This window comes from Saliniferula longa (assembly GCF_050789285.1).
Lineage (GTDB): Bacteria > Pseudomonadota > Alphaproteobacteria > Rhodobacterales > Rhodobacteraceae > CAVPWP01.
This window is the reverse complement of sequence record NZ_JBOUVX010000003.1, coordinates 222,997-236,330: the sequence shown is the minus strand read 5'-3', so window position 1 is coordinate 236,330 and position 13,334 is coordinate 222,997. Positions and strand designations below refer to the sequence as shown.

Below are 13,334 nucleotides of genomic sequence, written 5' to 3'. Positions count from 1 at the left end.
GATTCTTGCGCGGCGCAGGTGGCTGGTGCATTACGGGCCCGACAGGGTTTTCAAGGAGTGAACCGCCGATGGGCACGTCAATGAGCACCGCGACCGACAGACGCGTTCTGACCGAGATCTTCGGCCCCTCCGAGGGCGCCGCCCGGCTGGTCAAGCAGATGGTGCTGGTGGCGCTGGGCGTGGCTGCGCTGGCGATCGCGGCAAAGATCCGCGTGCCGATGTGGCCGGTTCCGATCACCATGCAGACCTTCGCCGTTCTCACCATCGGCGCAGCCTATGGGGCGCGGCTGGGCGGGGTGACGCTTCTGGCCTATCTCGCGTTGGGCGCGCTGGGCATGAACGTCTTCACCGGCACGGGCGAGGGCGCCTCGGGTCTGGCCTACATGGCGGGGCCGACGGGCGGCTATCTTCTGGGCTTTCTTTTGGCGGCCGTCGCCATGGGCTGCCTTGCCCAGCGCGGCTGGGACCGCTCGGTCGCCACGATGGCCGGCGCGCTGCTGATCGGCAACGCGATCATCTATGCGGTGGGCCTGCCGTGGATGGCGCATCTGTTCGCGGCCGAAAAGGGCATGGCCTGGGTCGTTCAGTGGGGCATGACCAACTTCCTGCTGGGTGACGCGCTGAAGCTGGTGCTGGCCGCGCTTCTGATCCCGGCGGCGTGGAAGCTGGTGGGCGACGCCCGCCGCTGACCCCGGCGACGTAACACCAACAGGGCGCGGGGCCAGTTCCCGCGCCCTTTTCATTGGCAGGTCGGGCCAAGGCGGGCCAAGTCAGGCCAGAGCGGGCCGGGGCGAGTTCAGTCCCCGTCGGTCCGGGTCTCCATGCGCGTCTCGATCCGGGCGCCGCTTTCCAGCGTCCGGTGAACGGGGCAGCGGTCGGCGATCTCGAGAAGCCGCGCCCGCTGGCTGTCGTCCAGCTTGCCCTCAAGACGGATGGTGCGCGTGAAGCGGTCGATCTTTTCGCCGCCGCCGCCGTTGGCCTGGCCGGCATCCTGGGCATGGACCTTGTCGTGCGTCACGTCGACCGAGACATGGGCCAGCGGCCAGCCCTTGCGGCGGGCATACATCCGGATCGTCATCGAGGTGCAGGCGCCAAGGCCCGCCGCCAGAAAGCCATAGGGCGACAGGCCGCGGTCGGTGCCGCCATAGCTTTCGGGCTCGTCCGCAAGAAGGTGGTGATCGGGGCCCGCGCTGATGTCCTGCAGAAACCCGTCGGGGTCGGATTCGCTGACCCTGACCACGCCTTCGGGCGCGCCGGGCGGCGGCGCGGGGCTTTCCAGCCGCAGATAGCGTCCGGCCCAGGCGGCGATGACCTCGGCGGCATAGTCGGCGTCGCGCGGGTCGGTGATGAGGTGGTCGGCGGTGTCGAGGGTGACGAAGCTCTTGGGGTGTTTCGCGGCCTGGAAGATGCGCGTGGCGTTGTCGATGCCCACGACCGCGTCGCGCGGCGCATGCAGCACCAGAAGCGCGCGTTTCAACCCGGCGATGGCCGGGGCCAGCTTTTCGGCGGCGACGTCCTCGACGAAGGCGCGGCCGATCCGGAACGGCCGACCGCCCAGGCGCACTTCGGCCGACCCGTCGGCGCGGATCTTTTCCAGCGCGTCGCCGAAGTTGTGGGTCACATGCTCGGGATCGAAGGGCGCGCCGATGGTCGCGACCGCCTTTGCCTGCGGGATGCGCGCGGCCGCCCGCAGCACCGCAGCCCCACCCAGCGAATGGCCGATCAGAAGGTCGGGCGCCATGCCGTGGCCCCGCAGATAGTCCGCGGCCGCGACAAGGTCGTCCACGTTCGAGGTGAAGGTGGTGTTGGCGAATTCGCCGCCCGAATGCCCAAGGCCGGTGAAGTCGAACCGCAGCACTGCGATCCCCATCGAGGCAAGCCGCGCGGCGATCCGGCGCGCGGCATGCAGGTCCTTCGAGCAGGTGAAGCAATGCGCGAAGATCGCCGTGGCGAGATGCGGCCCCTCGGGCAGGTCGAGGCGCGCGGCCAGCGTATCGCCGCCGTGACCTTCGAATGTGATGCGATCCATGCCCATGGTGCGGCCTTTCGGTTCGGGCTGACAGGCCCCAAGCATGTGGCGCTCGGCGGCCTGCCGCAACCCATCGTGTCAGTGCGTCACGCCTTGGTGAGAGGGCGTGACGCCGCGGGATCACAGGGGGCCGCGTCGAGCGGGCCCTCGCCCCCGGCGGGCTTGATCGCGCGGCCCGGGATGCTAGGCAGGCGGTCGAGTTCTTCCGCAAGGCCGCGCCCCCTTGACCCGCCCGACTGCCCCGATCCTGCACACTGCGCTTGCGGTCGATCCCCGCGCCGATCCGCGGCTCGCGCGGCTGCCCGGCGTCCTGCCGCTTGATCCGGCCCGGTGGCTGCGCGTGGACGAGGCCTATGCCGCCCAGATGGCCGAGCGCGAGCGCCTGCTGGCCGAACGCCCCGGCGACGTGCTCGCCTGTCTGCCCGAGGGCCGCGAGGCGGCCGGGGAACTTATGGCGCTTGTGCTGGACGATCTTGCCACGCGTGAGGGTTTCGTGGTGGGGCGGGACCATGTGCGCCGTCCCGACGGGGTGACTGTCGGGGTCGACGCAGAGGCGCCGCTGGCGACGGTGGGGCGACTTGTGCAGGGGGACTTCTGCCTGCTGGCGAAGCCGGGGGGCGCGGAGGAACCCGGGGAGGAGCCCGGGAAGGGGGCCGGCGAGGGGGCCAGCAAGGGGCTCGGGGAAGGGGCCGAGCATGTCCTTGTCGCCGCCGTGCTGTGCTTTCCGGCGCGCTGGACGCTTGCCGAAAAGATCGGGCGGCCGCTTCTGCGCATTCACCGCCCTGTCGCCTCTTACGATCCGGCGATCGCGATGCGCGTGCAGCGGCTGTTCGACGGGGTGCAGGCCGGTCGGCCAATGTGGCGGGCTAACCTTCTGTCCTACCACGATCCGGCGCTCTTCCAGCCCCGGCGCGAGGACGACCCACCCCTGCGGCACGAAGGCCCCGCGGGCTACGTGCGGTCCGAGTTCCAGACGATCCGTAGATTGCCGCGAAGTGGCGCGGTCGCCTTTGGCATCCACACCGTGGTGGTCCGGCGCGAGGATGCGGTGGCGCGCCCCGACGACGGGACGCGCCCCTGACGCCTCAGATGATGCCGAAGATCGCCGTTCCAGAGCCGGCGGCGGCCGACAGCGCGATGGCAAGGCCGGTCAGCGCGATGGCGTGGGCCGTGGTGCGCAGGTTCTCGCCGCCCAGGATGTTGAACACCAAAAGCGCGAACCCCACGGGGAAGGCCATGACCATGAGCGTGGCGTTCAGCGCATAGACGGTCAGCCTGGCGACATCGCTCTTGGTTTCCTCGCGATGCGCGAAGCGGGTTTCTTCGTCGACGATCGCGTCCGACCGCATCTCGATCCCCACGAAGGCGCGGCGGGGCGCGGCGGGCGCGTCGGCGGGCGCAAGCGCAGGCAGGCGCTCGGCGGCCGACAGCGGCGCGGGTGCCCGGCGCCGGGCTGGCCGCTTCGGGCGGACCGCTGCGGCGGGGGCATGCCGGCCCATCCTGGCGGCGGCCAGGCGAAGGGCGTCTGCTGCGGCTTTCCGGGTCGGCAGGGCCATGGGGGGCGCCTCGGGGATGAAGGTATCTGTCAGTGTCATGTTTTTTGTTCCTTGCTGCTCGTCCCTCGAAGGTGGCCGACGAATGAGGAAAAAGTTGGGCCGAAGCCGAAGCGCATCGGTTCATTGATGCACCAGGCGCGACGGTCGCGGCGTCATCTGAGGATTGTCGAAGATGGCGAGACAAAAACCGGCGGGCTTCCGCGCATCCGCGCCCGGGGCGGGCGGCGATTGAACCGGTCGGCGGCGCCGGGCGACTCGGCGCGACTGACGCCGGGCCTGCCGAACCGGGACCCGCCGAACCATGACCTGCCGACAAAAAAGGGGCGCCCGAAGGGGCGCCCCAAGACAAGCTGCCAGGGAGGAGATCAGCAGCTGTAGTACATCTTGTATTCGATCGGGTGCGGCGTGTGCTCGTAGGCGTAGATCTCTTCCCACTTGAGCGCCATGTAGCCCTCGATCTGGTCCTTGGTGAAGACGTCGCCCTTGAGCAGGAAGTCCATGTCGGCCTCGAGCTCTTCCATGGCTTCGCGCAGCGACGCGCAGACGGTAGGGATGCCTTCGAGTTCCTCGGGCGGAAGATCGTAAAGGTCCTTGTCCATGGCTTCGCCGGGGTGGATCTTGTTCTGGATCCCGTCGAGGCCGGCCATCAGCAGCGCCGAGAACGCGAGGTAGGGGTTCGCCGACGGATCGGGGAAGCGGGCCTCGACGCGCTTGGCCTTCGGGCTTTCGGCCCACGGAATGCGGACGCAGCCCGACCGGTTGCGGGCCGAATAGGCGCGCAGCACGGGGGCCTCGAAGCCCGGGATCAGGCGCTTGTACGAGTTGGTCGAGGGGTTCGTGAAGGCGTTGAGCGCCTTGGCGTGCTTCAGGATCCCGCCGATATAGTAGAGCGCCTCGTCCGAGAGGTCGGCATACTTGTCGCCTGCAAAAAGCGGCTTGCCGTCCTTCCAGACCGACATGTTGACGTGCATCCCGGTGCCGTTGTCGCCGGCGATGGGCTTGGGCATGAACGTCACCGACTTGCCATAGGCGTGGGCCACGTTGTGGATCACGTACTTGTACTTCTGGATCTCGTCGGCCTGCTTGGTCAGCGTGCCGAAGATCAGGCCAAGCTCGTGCTGGCACGAGGCGACCTCGTGGTGGTGCTTGTCGACCTTCATGCCGATGCGCTTCATCGTCGAGAGCATTTCCGAGCGAAGGTCCTGCGCGTCGTCGATCGGGGGAACCGGGAAGTAGCCGCCCTTGACGCCGGGCCGGTGGCCCATGTTGCCCATCTCGTACTCGGTGTCGGTGTTCCAGGCGGCGTCGATCGCGTCGACCTCGTAGGACACCTTGTTCATCTTCACCGAGTAACGCACATCGTCGAAGATGAAGAATTCGGCCTCGGGGCCGAAATAGGCCGCGTCGCCGATGCCGCTGGACTTCAGATAGGCCTCGGCCTTCTCGGCGGTGCCGCGCGGGTCGCGGTCATAGGGCTCGCCGGTGTCGGGCTCGACCACGGTGCAGTGGATCGCCAGCGTCTTTTCGGCATAGAACGGGTCCAGATAGACCGACGCGGTGTCGGGCATCAGTTTCATGTCGGACTGGTCGATGGACTTCCAGCCGGCGATCGACGAGCCGTCGAACATGAAGCCGTCGTCCAGGAAATCCTCGTCGACCTGATCCGCCATGACCGTGACATGCTGAAGCTTGCCGCGCGGGTCGGTGAAACGGATGTCGACGTACTCGACGTCTTGGTCCTTGATCGTCTTGAGAACGTCTGATTTGCTCATCTGAGACCTTCTTCCCTTCTGGTATGTAGTGTCTGTTTGACTGTCAGAGCGCGTCTTCGCCGGTCTCGCCGGTGCGGATGCGCAGCGCCTGCTCGACGGGGGTGACGAAGATCTTGCCGTCGCCGATCTTGTCGGTCTTCGCCGCATCGACGATCGCCTCGATCGCCGCGTCGACCTGATCGTCCGACAGGACGACCTCGATCTTCACCTTCGGCAGGAAGTCCACGACGTATTCGGCCCCACGATAGAGTTCAGTGTGGCCCTTCTGGCGTCCGAAGCCCTTGACTTCAAGCACGCTCAGGCCCTGCACGCCGATCTCCTGAAGCGCCTCCTTGACCTCATCAAGCTTGAACGGCTTGATGATCGCCTCGACCTTCTTCATGGCATCTTCTCCCTATGGCGCGTCCTTCGGGGTGAGACCACTTCCCGCGACCGGCGACAATTCGCTAGGCTGGCGGGGCCGGGCGGCGAAGGAGGATTCCGCGCGGTATGCACAAAAATTGTGCAATGCGGCGCGAAACCGCGCAGATTTGGAAGAAGGGGCCGAACATGTCCGATCCGTTGACCGCCGCGCAGATGCGCGCCGTCGAAAGGGCCGCCATCGAAAGCGGCGCGGTGACCGGGCGCGACCTGATGGAGCGTGCGGGGCAGGGCGTGGTCGACGCCGTCCTTGGCGCCTGGCCCGCGCTGGCGCGCGCTCCGCGCCGGGCGCTTGTCTTCTGCGGGCCGGGCAACAATGGCGGCGACGGCTTCGTCGTCGCGCGGCTTCTGGCCGGGCGCGGCTGGACGGTCGACGTCTATCTGCTGGGCGACCCCGCACGCCTGCCGCCCGACGCGAAGGCCAACCACGCCCTCTGGGCGGCGCTTGGGCCGGTGCACCCGCTGTCCGAGTTCGAGGTGCGGCGACGCTGGGACTGCGACCTCGTGGTCGATGCCCTGTTCGGCACCGGCCTTGCGCGTCCGCTTGACGATCTGGGCGACGTGCTGTCGAGCCTGGCCGATGCGGTGCTGCTGGACGGGGCGGCGGGGACGCCGAAGGTCGTCGCGGTCGACCTGCCCTCGGGGCTCGATGCCGATACGGGCCGGGTGCTGACGCCCCAGGGCGGCGGACAGGGCGCGGCGGCGGCGCATCTGACGGTCACGTTTCACCGCCTGAAGCGCGGACACCTGGCCGGCGAGGGGCCGGCGCGCTGCGGCAAGGTCGTCGTCGCCGACATCGGCCTTGCGCCCTGGGACGGCGCGGCGGGGGGCGACGATGATGAAGTCTGAGGCACGCGTGATCGAGGGCGGCCCCGCCCTGCGCGACCGTCTGGCCAAGCGGCCCGAGGCGCACAAGTACGACTACGGCCACGCCCTTGTCCTGGCGGGCGGTCCGGGCCGGGGCGGGGCGGCGCGCCTTGCCGCGCGGGCGGCACTTCGGGTGGGGGCGGGGCTTGTGACCGTCGTCTGCCCCGTGGCCGCGCTGGCGGAAAACGCGGCGCGGCTTGACGCGGTGATGCTGCGCGGGGTCGCGGACATGGACGACCTGGTCGAGGAACTGGCCGATCCGCGGATCACCGCGCTTTGCCTTGGGCCGGGCCTTGGCACGGGGGACGAGACGCTGGCGCAGGTCACCGCCTGCCTTGGCGCGGAACGGGCCTGCGTTCTTGACGCCGATGCCCTGACGGCCTTCGCCGACGCCCCCGAGACGCTGTTCGCGCAACTGCACGAAGACTGCGTGCTGACCCCCCACGGCGGCGAGTTTCGCCGGCTGTTCCCCGATCTTGCGGCCGGACTGGAGGCGGGGGCCATGTCCAAGGTCGCCGCCACGCGCGAGGCGGCCGCGCGCGCCGGATGCACGGTGCTCTTCAAGGGCGCCGAAACGGTCATCGCGGCCGCGGACGGCCGGGCATGGATCAGCGATGCGCGCGGCGACCGCGGCGCGCCCTGGCTGGCGACCGCAGGGTCGGGCGACGTGCTGGCGGGGCTCGTGGCCGGGCTGCTCGCGCGCGGGCTGGCCCCGCACGAGGCCGCCGGCACCGCCGCCTGGCTGCACGTCGAGGCGGCCCGCGCCTTCGGGCCCGGCCTCATCGCCGAGGACCTACCCGAGGCCCTTCCCGCGGTCTTTCGCGCGCTGGGGCTTCAGGGCTGAAGCATCGCCCCTTCCCAGCCGCGCAGCAGGGCGCGCGCCGGACGCATCGCGTCGGCCTCGGCCAAGTCGGGGAACAGCGCAAGGATCTCGTCGCGAAGCGCGGCGTCGAGGCCGTCGATCGCGGCCGGCCCGGGACGAAAGCTTTCCGCCTCGAGCCCGTTTGCGAAGACCACCTCGTGGTCGTCGAACATCAGGTGGACATAGATCACCGACGTCACGTCGCAGGCGATCTTGACGCCGCCGCCGTCCACCAGGTGGCGCGCGGCCACCAGCACCTCGCCCTCGCCGAACAGCAACTCGGCCCGCCAGCCCGTCATCAGCAGGCGGTGCTGCTGGGACAGAAGCGTGTCGCGTGCCGGCGCGCCGGCGCCGAAGGCATCCTGCCGGATGCGCACGGGGCGAAACGCCGGCGCGGCCGCCAGGCGGTCCGCGTCGACGCGGGTGACGCCGACCCAGCGCAGGATCTGCGCGCCGTGGTCGCGCGTCAGCACCGCATCGCCGGGGCGCAGCGTCTCGACCCGGCGATCGCCCGCAGGCGTGGCGATGCAGGTGCCGGCGCCGAAGCAGATCGGGAAGGCCACGTTGCCCGCGTTGATCGCCGGAATGCCGCTGCTGCCCGGACCCTCGCTTGCCGAGACGACGACCAGCGGAACGCCGACGGGCGGAAACCCGCCCTGACCCCCGACGAAGGCCAGCCCCTCGATCGTGGCATAGGCCGGGCTCGAATTGTTCACGTTGTAGCCGATGGCCCGATAGGTGATCCCCGTCGACGGGTCGCGCAGGGTGATCAGGTACTCGGCCTCGACGATCGTGTTGTTGGGGTAAAGCACGCCATTGATCGTCTGCGCCCCCTGAAGGCGCTGGCTTGTGTCGTTGTCGTCGAAGTTCGGGTCGTTGTCGGCGATCTGCGTCTCGATCCAGTCGTTCGACAGAAGCGTGATCGTGCGGCCGGGCAGGTGCGAGCCGTCACCCTGCGTGATGCCGTCGAGCGATCCGCCGCCGGAGACGGCGATGTTGACCTTCTCCAGCATCCAGATGGTATAGGCCATGCGGCGCCGTCCCGTTCCGTTTCGCCTGTCCTACATAGCAGGTGACTGCGATGGCGTTAACGCGGAAAAGCGGCGTCTTTTTGCCCTCGCATCCCCCTATGGCCTTTGCTAGAAGGGCGCGGATTTCGAGGGCGGCGCCGATACGCAGGCGCCTTGGGCCGCCTTCGCAGGTTCGCGGGTGTGGCGAAATTGGCAGACGCACCAGATTTAGGTTCTGGCGCCGCAAGGCGTGGGGGTTCAAGTCCCTCCACCCGCACCAGACAGGAAAAGGACGACGGACACGATGCAGGTCACTGAAACGCTGAAGGACGGGCTGAAACGCGGCTACCAGATCACGGTCTCGGCGGCCGAGCTTGACGCGAAGGTCACCGAGAAGCTGACCGAGGCGCAGCCCGAGATCGCCATGAAGGGCTTCCGCAAGGGCAAGGTGCCGCTGCCGCTTCTGAAGAAGCAGTATGGCCAGCGCCTTCTGGGCGAGGCCATGCAGGAAACGATCGACGGCGCGATGAACCGCCATTTCGAGGACAGCGGAGACCGTCCGGCGCTGCAGCCCGAAGTGAAGATGACCAACGAGAATTGGAAGGAAGGCGACGACATCGAGGTCACGATGACCTACGAGGCGCTGCCCGAGATCCCCGAGGTCGATTTCGCCAAGATCAAGCTTCAGAAACTGGTGGTCGAGGCCGACGAGGCGGCGATCGACGAGGCGCTGAAGAACCTGGCCGAAAACGCGCAGACCTTCGAGGACCGCAAGAAGGGCTCGAAGGCGAAGGACGGCGACCAGGTCGTGATCGACTTCAAGGGCTCGATCGACGGTGAGGAATTCGACGGCGGCGCGGCCGAGGACTATCCACTTGTTCTTGGCTCGGGCAGCTTCATCCCCGGCTTCGAGGAGCAACTGGCCGGTGTGAAGGCCGGCGACGAGGTCGAGGTCAAGGTGACCTTCCCCGCCGAATACGGCGCCGCGCATCTTGCCGGCAAGGACGCCGTCTTCGCCTGCACCGTGAAGGCCGTGAAGGCCCCGGCGGCGGCGGCGATCGACGACGAGCTGGCCAAGCGCTACGGGGTCGAGGATCTGGCCACGCTCAAGACCCAGATCGCCGAGCGTCTGGGACAGGAATACGCGGGCGCCGCGCGTGCGGTGATGAAGCGCGCGTTGCTTGACGCCCTCGACAAGGCGGTGTCCTTCGAGCTTCCGCCTACCCTGGTCGAAGCCGAGGCCAGCCAGATCGCCCACCAGCTGTGGCACGAAGAGAATCCCGACCACCACGGCCACGATCACGACACGATCGAACCCACGGACGAGCACAAGAAGCTTGCCGAGCGCCGCGTGCGCCTTGGCCTGCTTCTGGCCGAGTTGGGCCGCAAGGAAGAGATCACCGTGACCGACGCCGAGCTGACCCAGGCGGTGCTGACCCAGGCCCGGCAATATCCCGGGCAGGAGCGCCAGTTCTTCGAATTCGTCCAGAAGAACCCCCAGATGCGTCAGCAGCTTCAGGCGCCGATCTTCGAGGACAAGGTCGTCGACCACGTCTTCGGCCTTGCCAAGGTGACCGAGAAGACGGTGACGAAGGACGCGCTGCAAAAGGCCGTCGAAGCGCTGGACGACGCCTGACGCCGGCCCACGCGCAGCGTTCGCAAGAGATCACGAAGGCGGCCCCCTTGGGCCGCCTTTTCATTTTTCACTCAAAGATTTGCGGGCGTTTCTTCCGGCAGTGGCCGGCGGCGACACCCGGACCCTGACCGCAGGAACGAAAACGGGCCGCCTCGGTCGAGGCGGCCCGTCGTGGTCCTGAACGGTTCGGTGCGATCAGCGGTCGTCGCGGTCGTCCGCGGGGGCGCGATCGTCATCCTGACCGGCCGCGCCGATATCGTCGAACAGCTCGGCGATCTCGAACTCGGCCGCGGCCTCTTCCTCGGCGGCAAGCTCCTGAATGGATTTGCCGGCGGCCTGAAGGGCGGCCTCTTCCTCGCTGCGGGCGATGTTGAGGATGATCTCGACCTCGACCTCGGGGTGAAGCGTGACACCCAGCGCGTGAAGGCCCAGTTCCTTGATCGGCCGCAGCATGTTGATCTGCCGGCGGTCGATCGTGAAGCCCGCGGCCTCGGCGGCGTCGGCGGCGTCACGGGTCGTGACCGAGCCATACAGCGCGCCGGCGTCCGAGGCCGAGCGAATCACGACGAAGCGTTGCCCGTCGAGGGTCGCGGCCAGGGCCTCGGCCTCCTTGCGGGTTTCGAGGTTGCGGGCTTCAAGCTGCGACTTCTGCGATTCGAAGGCCTTGATGTTGGCCTCCGACGCCCAAAGCGCCTTGCGCTGGGGCAGAAGGTAGTTGCGCGCGTAGCCGTCCTTGACGTTCACGACATCGCCCATCTGGCCAAGCTTGGCGACACGTTCGAGTAGAATGACCTGCATGTCGGTCTCCTTACTTCACGGCGTAGGGAAGCAGAGCGAGGAACCGGGCGCGCTTGATGGCGCGCGCGAGTTCACGCTGCTTCTTGGCCGAAACGGCGGTGATGCGCGACGGCACGATCTTGCCACGCTCGGAGATGTAGCGCTGCAGAAGGCGCGTGTCCTTGTAGTCGATCTTCGGCGCGTTATCGCCCGAGAACGGACACACCTTGCGGCGGCGGAAAAACGGTTTGGCTGCCATGGTTTATGTTCCTTTCCCTATCTCAGCGCCGACGGTCGCCGCGGTCGCCCCGGTCACCCCGGTCGCCGCGATCACCCCGGTCTCCACGATCACCCCGGTCACCCCGGTCGCCGCGATCTCCGCGGTCACCACGATCGCCGCGATCACGGTCGTCGGACCGGCGCATCTGCGCCGAGGGGCCTTCCTCGTGCGCGTCGACCTTGACGGTGAGAACGCGCATGACGTCCTCGTGCAGACGCATCAGACGCTCCATCTCCTGCACGGCCGGCGCGGGAGAATCGGTCTTGAGGTAGGCGTAGTGGCCCTTGCGGTTCTTGTTGATCTTGTAGGCCATCGTCTTGACGCCCCAGTACTCGCTCTCGACGACCTTGCCGCCGTTGTCCGCGAGGACGGTGCCGAAATGTTCGATGAGCCCTTCGGCCTGCGCGTTGGAAAGATCCTGGCGCGAGATAAAGACATGCTCGTAAAGCGGCATGTGCACTCCACTTCTATCAGGGCGCGCTTCATAGGACGGGCGTTTCACCTTCCGCTTCCCGTCCACGAGAGGGCGCGCCGATCCAAGGATCAGCGGAAGGACGGGGCCTTATACACGGCCTGCGCGGCGATGCAACCCGTGGCGCGGCCCCCGCGCCGACGCCGGCCGGACCTTCGCCCGCCCCCCGTCCTGGCCCGGAAAATGATATCTGTCGGTCAAAATCTGGACACCTTCTGCGCGCTTGATGGGGGAGTGCGTAGACGGGGTAAGGCGATGAACGCGATGAGCGACGCCCGGGTACAAGGCGCAGATGCGCCAGCGACGCTGACGGTGACCGAGACCTACTGGGGATACATCATCCGCGAGCGCGACCCCGCGACCGACCGGCGCGCCCTGCGCGACTGGATCCTCCTGTTCCTGGGCGCGATCCTGCTTGCCGCAGCGCTGGGGCAATGGCTGTTTCCCGGGGCGATCTTCTCGCAAGAGCTTCTGTCCATTAAGATCGCGCTGACCGCGACGATGGCGGGGCTGGGTCTGGCCTGCTTTCATGGCGTGGCGCGCACCACCGCGGTCGAGGTTCAGGTCGACACCGTCAAGCGCGAGCTGCGCATGGTCGAACGCGACCGGCGCGGGTTCGAGCGCGTGTCCGATCGGGTGCCGATGCGCGACATCGACAGCGCCTACGTCAAGCGTGGAACGCGCGCGGCGTCGGGGGGGCATCTTCTGCTGCGCGTCGCCGGGTCCGAGGCGCCGCTGCATTTCGCCTCGGGCAGCGAGCGCGAATTGCGGCTGCTGCACGACCGGCTTCGCAACGACCTGCGGCCGGCGCGCGAACGCGTCGAACGCCGGCTTCTTCGGGAAGCGGCGCAGGCGATGCCCGCCAAGCCCGGCGGGCTTTCGCAGGGGCGCAAGGCCTCGGCCTGACGACGCCGCGTTCCTTCCGTGCAGGATCGAACAGACCCTGTGGGCACCTGTGCAATTGCGTCTGAAGGCGTCGTGTCGATGTTGCGGGCATCGAAACCCGCATCAGGAGCGACCCCGAATGAAAGCCCTTCTTCTGACCACGGCCCTTGGCCTTGCCGCCGCCGCCACCTCTGCCACCGCCGACGCGGTGCGCTTCGACCTTGACCCCAGCCACAGCCAGATCGTCTTCACCTACGACCACTTCGGTTTCTCGACGACTTATGGCATGTTCTCGGGCTTCGAGGGCCGCATCCAGTTCGACGCCGACGCGCCCGAAGCCTCGTCGGTCGAGGTGTCGTTCCCGGTGACGACGATGCTGACCGGCTGGGAAGAGCGCTTCCAGCACTTCATGTCGCCCGACTTCTTCGCCGCGACCGAGGACGAGATGGTCACCTTCGTCTCGACCGGGATCGAGGTCACGGGCAAGGACACCGCGCTGATCACCGGCGACCTGACGCTGAACGGCGTCACGAAGGCGGTCGTGCTCGACGCCCGGCTGAACGCCGCCGGCACGAACCCGATGACCCAGACCGAATGGCTGGGCTTCGACGCCACGACGACGCTTCTGCGCAGCGACTTCGGCCTTGGCCTGTTCGCTCCGGCCGTGTCGGACGAGGTCGAGGTGCGCATCTCGATCGAGGCCGGCATCGCCGCCCAGCAGGACGCGCGCCTGGACTGATCGCCACGCCGGACCATGCTGCCAAGGGG

The 13,334-nt window shown here is 68.0% G+C and carries 15 protein-coding genes and 1 tRNA gene; 8 read left to right on the top strand and 8 right to left on the bottom strand.

What is annotated here, in order from left to right:
- The first annotated feature begins 80 nt into the window (after positions 1-80).
- A complete protein-coding gene (locus ACRDNQ_RS14180) occupies positions 81-689 on the top strand; it encodes a biotin transporter BioY (protein WP_431829344.1) in 609 nt (202 codons plus the stop codon).
- A gap of 107 nt (positions 690-796) precedes the next feature.
- Here ACRDNQ_RS14180 and ACRDNQ_RS14175 read toward each other — a convergent pair whose 3' ends face one another.
- Complete coding sequence (locus ACRDNQ_RS14175) at positions 797-2,035, bottom strand: bifunctional alpha/beta hydrolase/OsmC family protein (protein ID WP_431829796.1); 1,239 nt, start codon at positions 2,033-2,035, stop codon at positions 797-799.
- A gap of 217 nt (positions 2,036-2,252) precedes the next feature.
- Between ACRDNQ_RS14175 and ACRDNQ_RS14170 the strand changes: the two genes are divergently transcribed.
- Complete coding sequence (locus ACRDNQ_RS14170) at positions 2,253-3,110, top strand: heme-dependent oxidative N-demethylase family protein (RefSeq protein WP_431829343.1); 858 nt, start codon at positions 2,253-2,255, stop codon at positions 3,108-3,110.
- Positions 3,111-3,114: 4 nt separating this feature from the next.
- Here ACRDNQ_RS14170 and ACRDNQ_RS14165 read toward each other — a convergent pair whose 3' ends face one another.
- The 3 genes from ACRDNQ_RS14165 to ACRDNQ_RS14155 all read right to left on the bottom strand — a co-directional run bounded on the left by ACRDNQ_RS14165 (position 3,115) and on the right by ACRDNQ_RS14155 (position 5,739).
- The gene (locus tag ACRDNQ_RS14165) at positions 3,115-3,624 is read right to left on the bottom strand and encodes a hypothetical protein (protein WP_431829342.1); all 510 of its coding nucleotides are present in this window, start codon (positions 3,622-3,624) and stop codon (positions 3,115-3,117) included.
- A 326-nt stretch (positions 3,625-3,950) separates the two neighbouring features.
- Positions 3,951-5,357: a type I glutamate--ammonia ligase gene (gene glnA, locus ACRDNQ_RS14160; RefSeq protein WP_431829341.1), complete on the bottom strand. Its 1,407-nt coding sequence runs from the start codon at positions 5,355-5,357 to the stop codon at positions 3,951-3,953.
- Positions 5,358-5,400: 43 nt separating this feature from the next.
- Entirely contained in the window at positions 5,401-5,739 is a 339-nt protein-coding gene (locus ACRDNQ_RS14155) for a P-II family nitrogen regulator (RefSeq protein ID WP_431829340.1), read from the bottom strand.
- Positions 5,740-5,906: 167 nt separating this feature from the next.
- Here ACRDNQ_RS14155 and ACRDNQ_RS14150 point away from each other — a divergent pair, with 167 nt between their 5' ends.
- The gene (locus ACRDNQ_RS14150) at positions 5,907-6,626 is read left to right on the top strand and encodes an NAD(P)H-hydrate epimerase (protein ID WP_431829339.1); all 720 of its coding nucleotides are present in this window, start codon (positions 5,907-5,909) and stop codon (positions 6,624-6,626) included.
- Entirely contained in the window at positions 6,616-7,488 is an 873-nt protein-coding gene (locus ACRDNQ_RS14145; RefSeq protein WP_431829338.1) for an NAD(P)H-hydrate dehydratase, read from the top strand. The genes ACRDNQ_RS14150 and ACRDNQ_RS14145 overlap by 11 nt, the downstream gene beginning before the upstream one ends.
- On the opposite strand, the gene ACRDNQ_RS14140 is transcribed toward ACRDNQ_RS14145, so the two are convergent.
- Entirely contained in the window at positions 7,479-8,537 is a 1,059-nt protein-coding gene (locus ACRDNQ_RS14140) for a Hint domain-containing protein (RefSeq protein WP_431829337.1), read from the bottom strand. The two genes, ACRDNQ_RS14145 and ACRDNQ_RS14140, sit on opposite strands and share 10 nt — an antisense overlap.
- Before the next feature lie 174 nt (positions 8,538-8,711).
- Between ACRDNQ_RS14140 and ACRDNQ_RS14135 the strand changes: the two genes are divergently transcribed.
- Together ACRDNQ_RS14135 and tig are read left to right on the top strand one after the other, a co-directional pair.
- Positions 8,712-8,796 (top strand) — tRNA-Leu (locus tag ACRDNQ_RS14135).
- A 24-nt stretch (positions 8,797-8,820) separates the two neighbouring features.
- On the top strand, positions 8,821-10,152 hold the full coding sequence (gene tig, locus ACRDNQ_RS14130; protein ID WP_431829336.1) for a trigger factor: 1,332 nt from the start codon (positions 8,821-8,823) through the stop codon (positions 10,150-10,152).
- 195 nt (positions 10,153-10,347) lie between these two features.
- Here tig and rplI read toward each other — a convergent pair whose 3' ends face one another.
- From rplI to rpsF, 3 genes are read right to left on the bottom strand one after another with little or no spacing between them, the layout of a single operon-like run.
- Positions 10,348-10,950, bottom strand: a complete 603-nt coding sequence (gene rplI / locus ACRDNQ_RS14125) for a 50S ribosomal protein L9 (protein WP_431829335.1) — start codon at positions 10,948-10,950, stop codon at positions 10,348-10,350.
- A gap of 10 nt (positions 10,951-10,960) precedes the next feature.
- Positions 10,961-11,188, bottom strand: a complete 228-nt coding sequence (gene rpsR, locus ACRDNQ_RS14120; RefSeq protein ID WP_005982441.1) for a 30S ribosomal protein S18 — start codon at positions 11,186-11,188, stop codon at positions 10,961-10,963.
- A 22-nt stretch (positions 11,189-11,210) separates the two neighbouring features.
- Entirely contained in the window at positions 11,211-11,663 is a 453-nt protein-coding gene (gene rpsF, locus ACRDNQ_RS14115; protein ID WP_431829334.1) for a 30S ribosomal protein S6, read from the bottom strand.
- A gap of 282 nt (positions 11,664-11,945) precedes the next feature.
- Here rpsF and ACRDNQ_RS14110 point away from each other — a divergent pair, with 282 nt between their 5' ends.
- Complete coding sequence (locus ACRDNQ_RS14110) at positions 11,946-12,587, top strand: hypothetical protein (protein WP_431829333.1); 642 nt, start codon at positions 11,946-11,948, stop codon at positions 12,585-12,587.
- A gap of 118 nt (positions 12,588-12,705) precedes the next feature.
- Entirely contained in the window at positions 12,706-13,305 is a 600-nt protein-coding gene (locus ACRDNQ_RS14105) for a YceI family protein (RefSeq protein ID WP_431829332.1), read from the top strand.
- Positions 13,306-13,334: the final 29 nt, after the last annotated feature.

What these genes read in the sequence shown, in the direction of transcription:
- ACRDNQ_RS14145 (WP_431829338.1), top strand. Translation starts at nt 6,616, where the DNA reads ATGAAGTCTGAGGCACGCGTGATCGAGGGCGGCCCCGCCCTGCGCGAC.
- ACRDNQ_RS14150 (WP_431829339.1), top strand. Translation starts at nt 5,907, where the DNA reads ATGTCCGATCCGTTGACCGCCGCGCAGATGCGCGCCGTCGAAAGGGCC.
- rplI (WP_431829335.1), bottom strand. Translation starts at nt 10,950, where the DNA reads ATGCAGGTCATTCTACTCGAACGTGTCGCCAAGCTTGGCCAGATGGGC.
- ACRDNQ_RS14155 (WP_431829340.1), bottom strand. Translation starts at nt 5,739, where the DNA reads ATGAAGAAGGTCGAGGCGATCATCAAGCCGTTCAAGCTTGATGAGGTC.
- ACRDNQ_RS14180 (WP_431829344.1), top strand. Translation starts at nt 81, where the DNA reads ATGAGCACCGCGACCGACAGACGCGTTCTGACCGAGATCTTCGGCCCC.
- rpsR (WP_005982441.1), bottom strand. Translation starts at nt 11,188, where the DNA reads ATGGCAGCCAAACCGTTTTTCCGCCGCCGCAAGGTGTGTCCGTTCTCG.
- glnA (WP_431829341.1), bottom strand. Translation starts at nt 5,357, where the DNA reads ATGAGCAAATCAGACGTTCTCAAGACGATCAAGGACCAAGACGTCGAG.
- tig (WP_431829336.1), top strand. Translation starts at nt 8,821, where the DNA reads ATGCAGGTCACTGAAACGCTGAAGGACGGGCTGAAACGCGGCTACCAG.
- ACRDNQ_RS14110 (WP_431829333.1), top strand. Translation starts at nt 11,946, where the DNA reads ATGAGCGACGCCCGGGTACAAGGCGCAGATGCGCCAGCGACGCTGACG.
- rpsF (WP_431829334.1), bottom strand. Translation starts at nt 11,663, where the DNA reads ATGCCGCTTTACGAGCATGTCTTTATCTCGCGCCAGGATCTTTCCAAC.
- ACRDNQ_RS14140 (WP_431829337.1), bottom strand. Translation starts at nt 8,537, where the DNA reads ATGGCCTATACCATCTGGATGCTGGAGAAGGTCAACATCGCCGTCTCC.
- ACRDNQ_RS14175 (WP_431829796.1), bottom strand. Translation starts at nt 2,035, where the DNA reads ATGGGCATGGATCGCATCACATTCGAAGGTCACGGCGGCGATACGCTG.
- ACRDNQ_RS14105 (WP_431829332.1), top strand. Translation starts at nt 12,706, where the DNA reads ATGAAAGCCCTTCTTCTGACCACGGCCCTTGGCCTTGCCGCCGCCGCC.
- ACRDNQ_RS14165 (WP_431829342.1), bottom strand. Translation starts at nt 3,624, where the DNA reads ATGACACTGACAGATACCTTCATCCCCGAGGCGCCCCCCATGGCCCTG.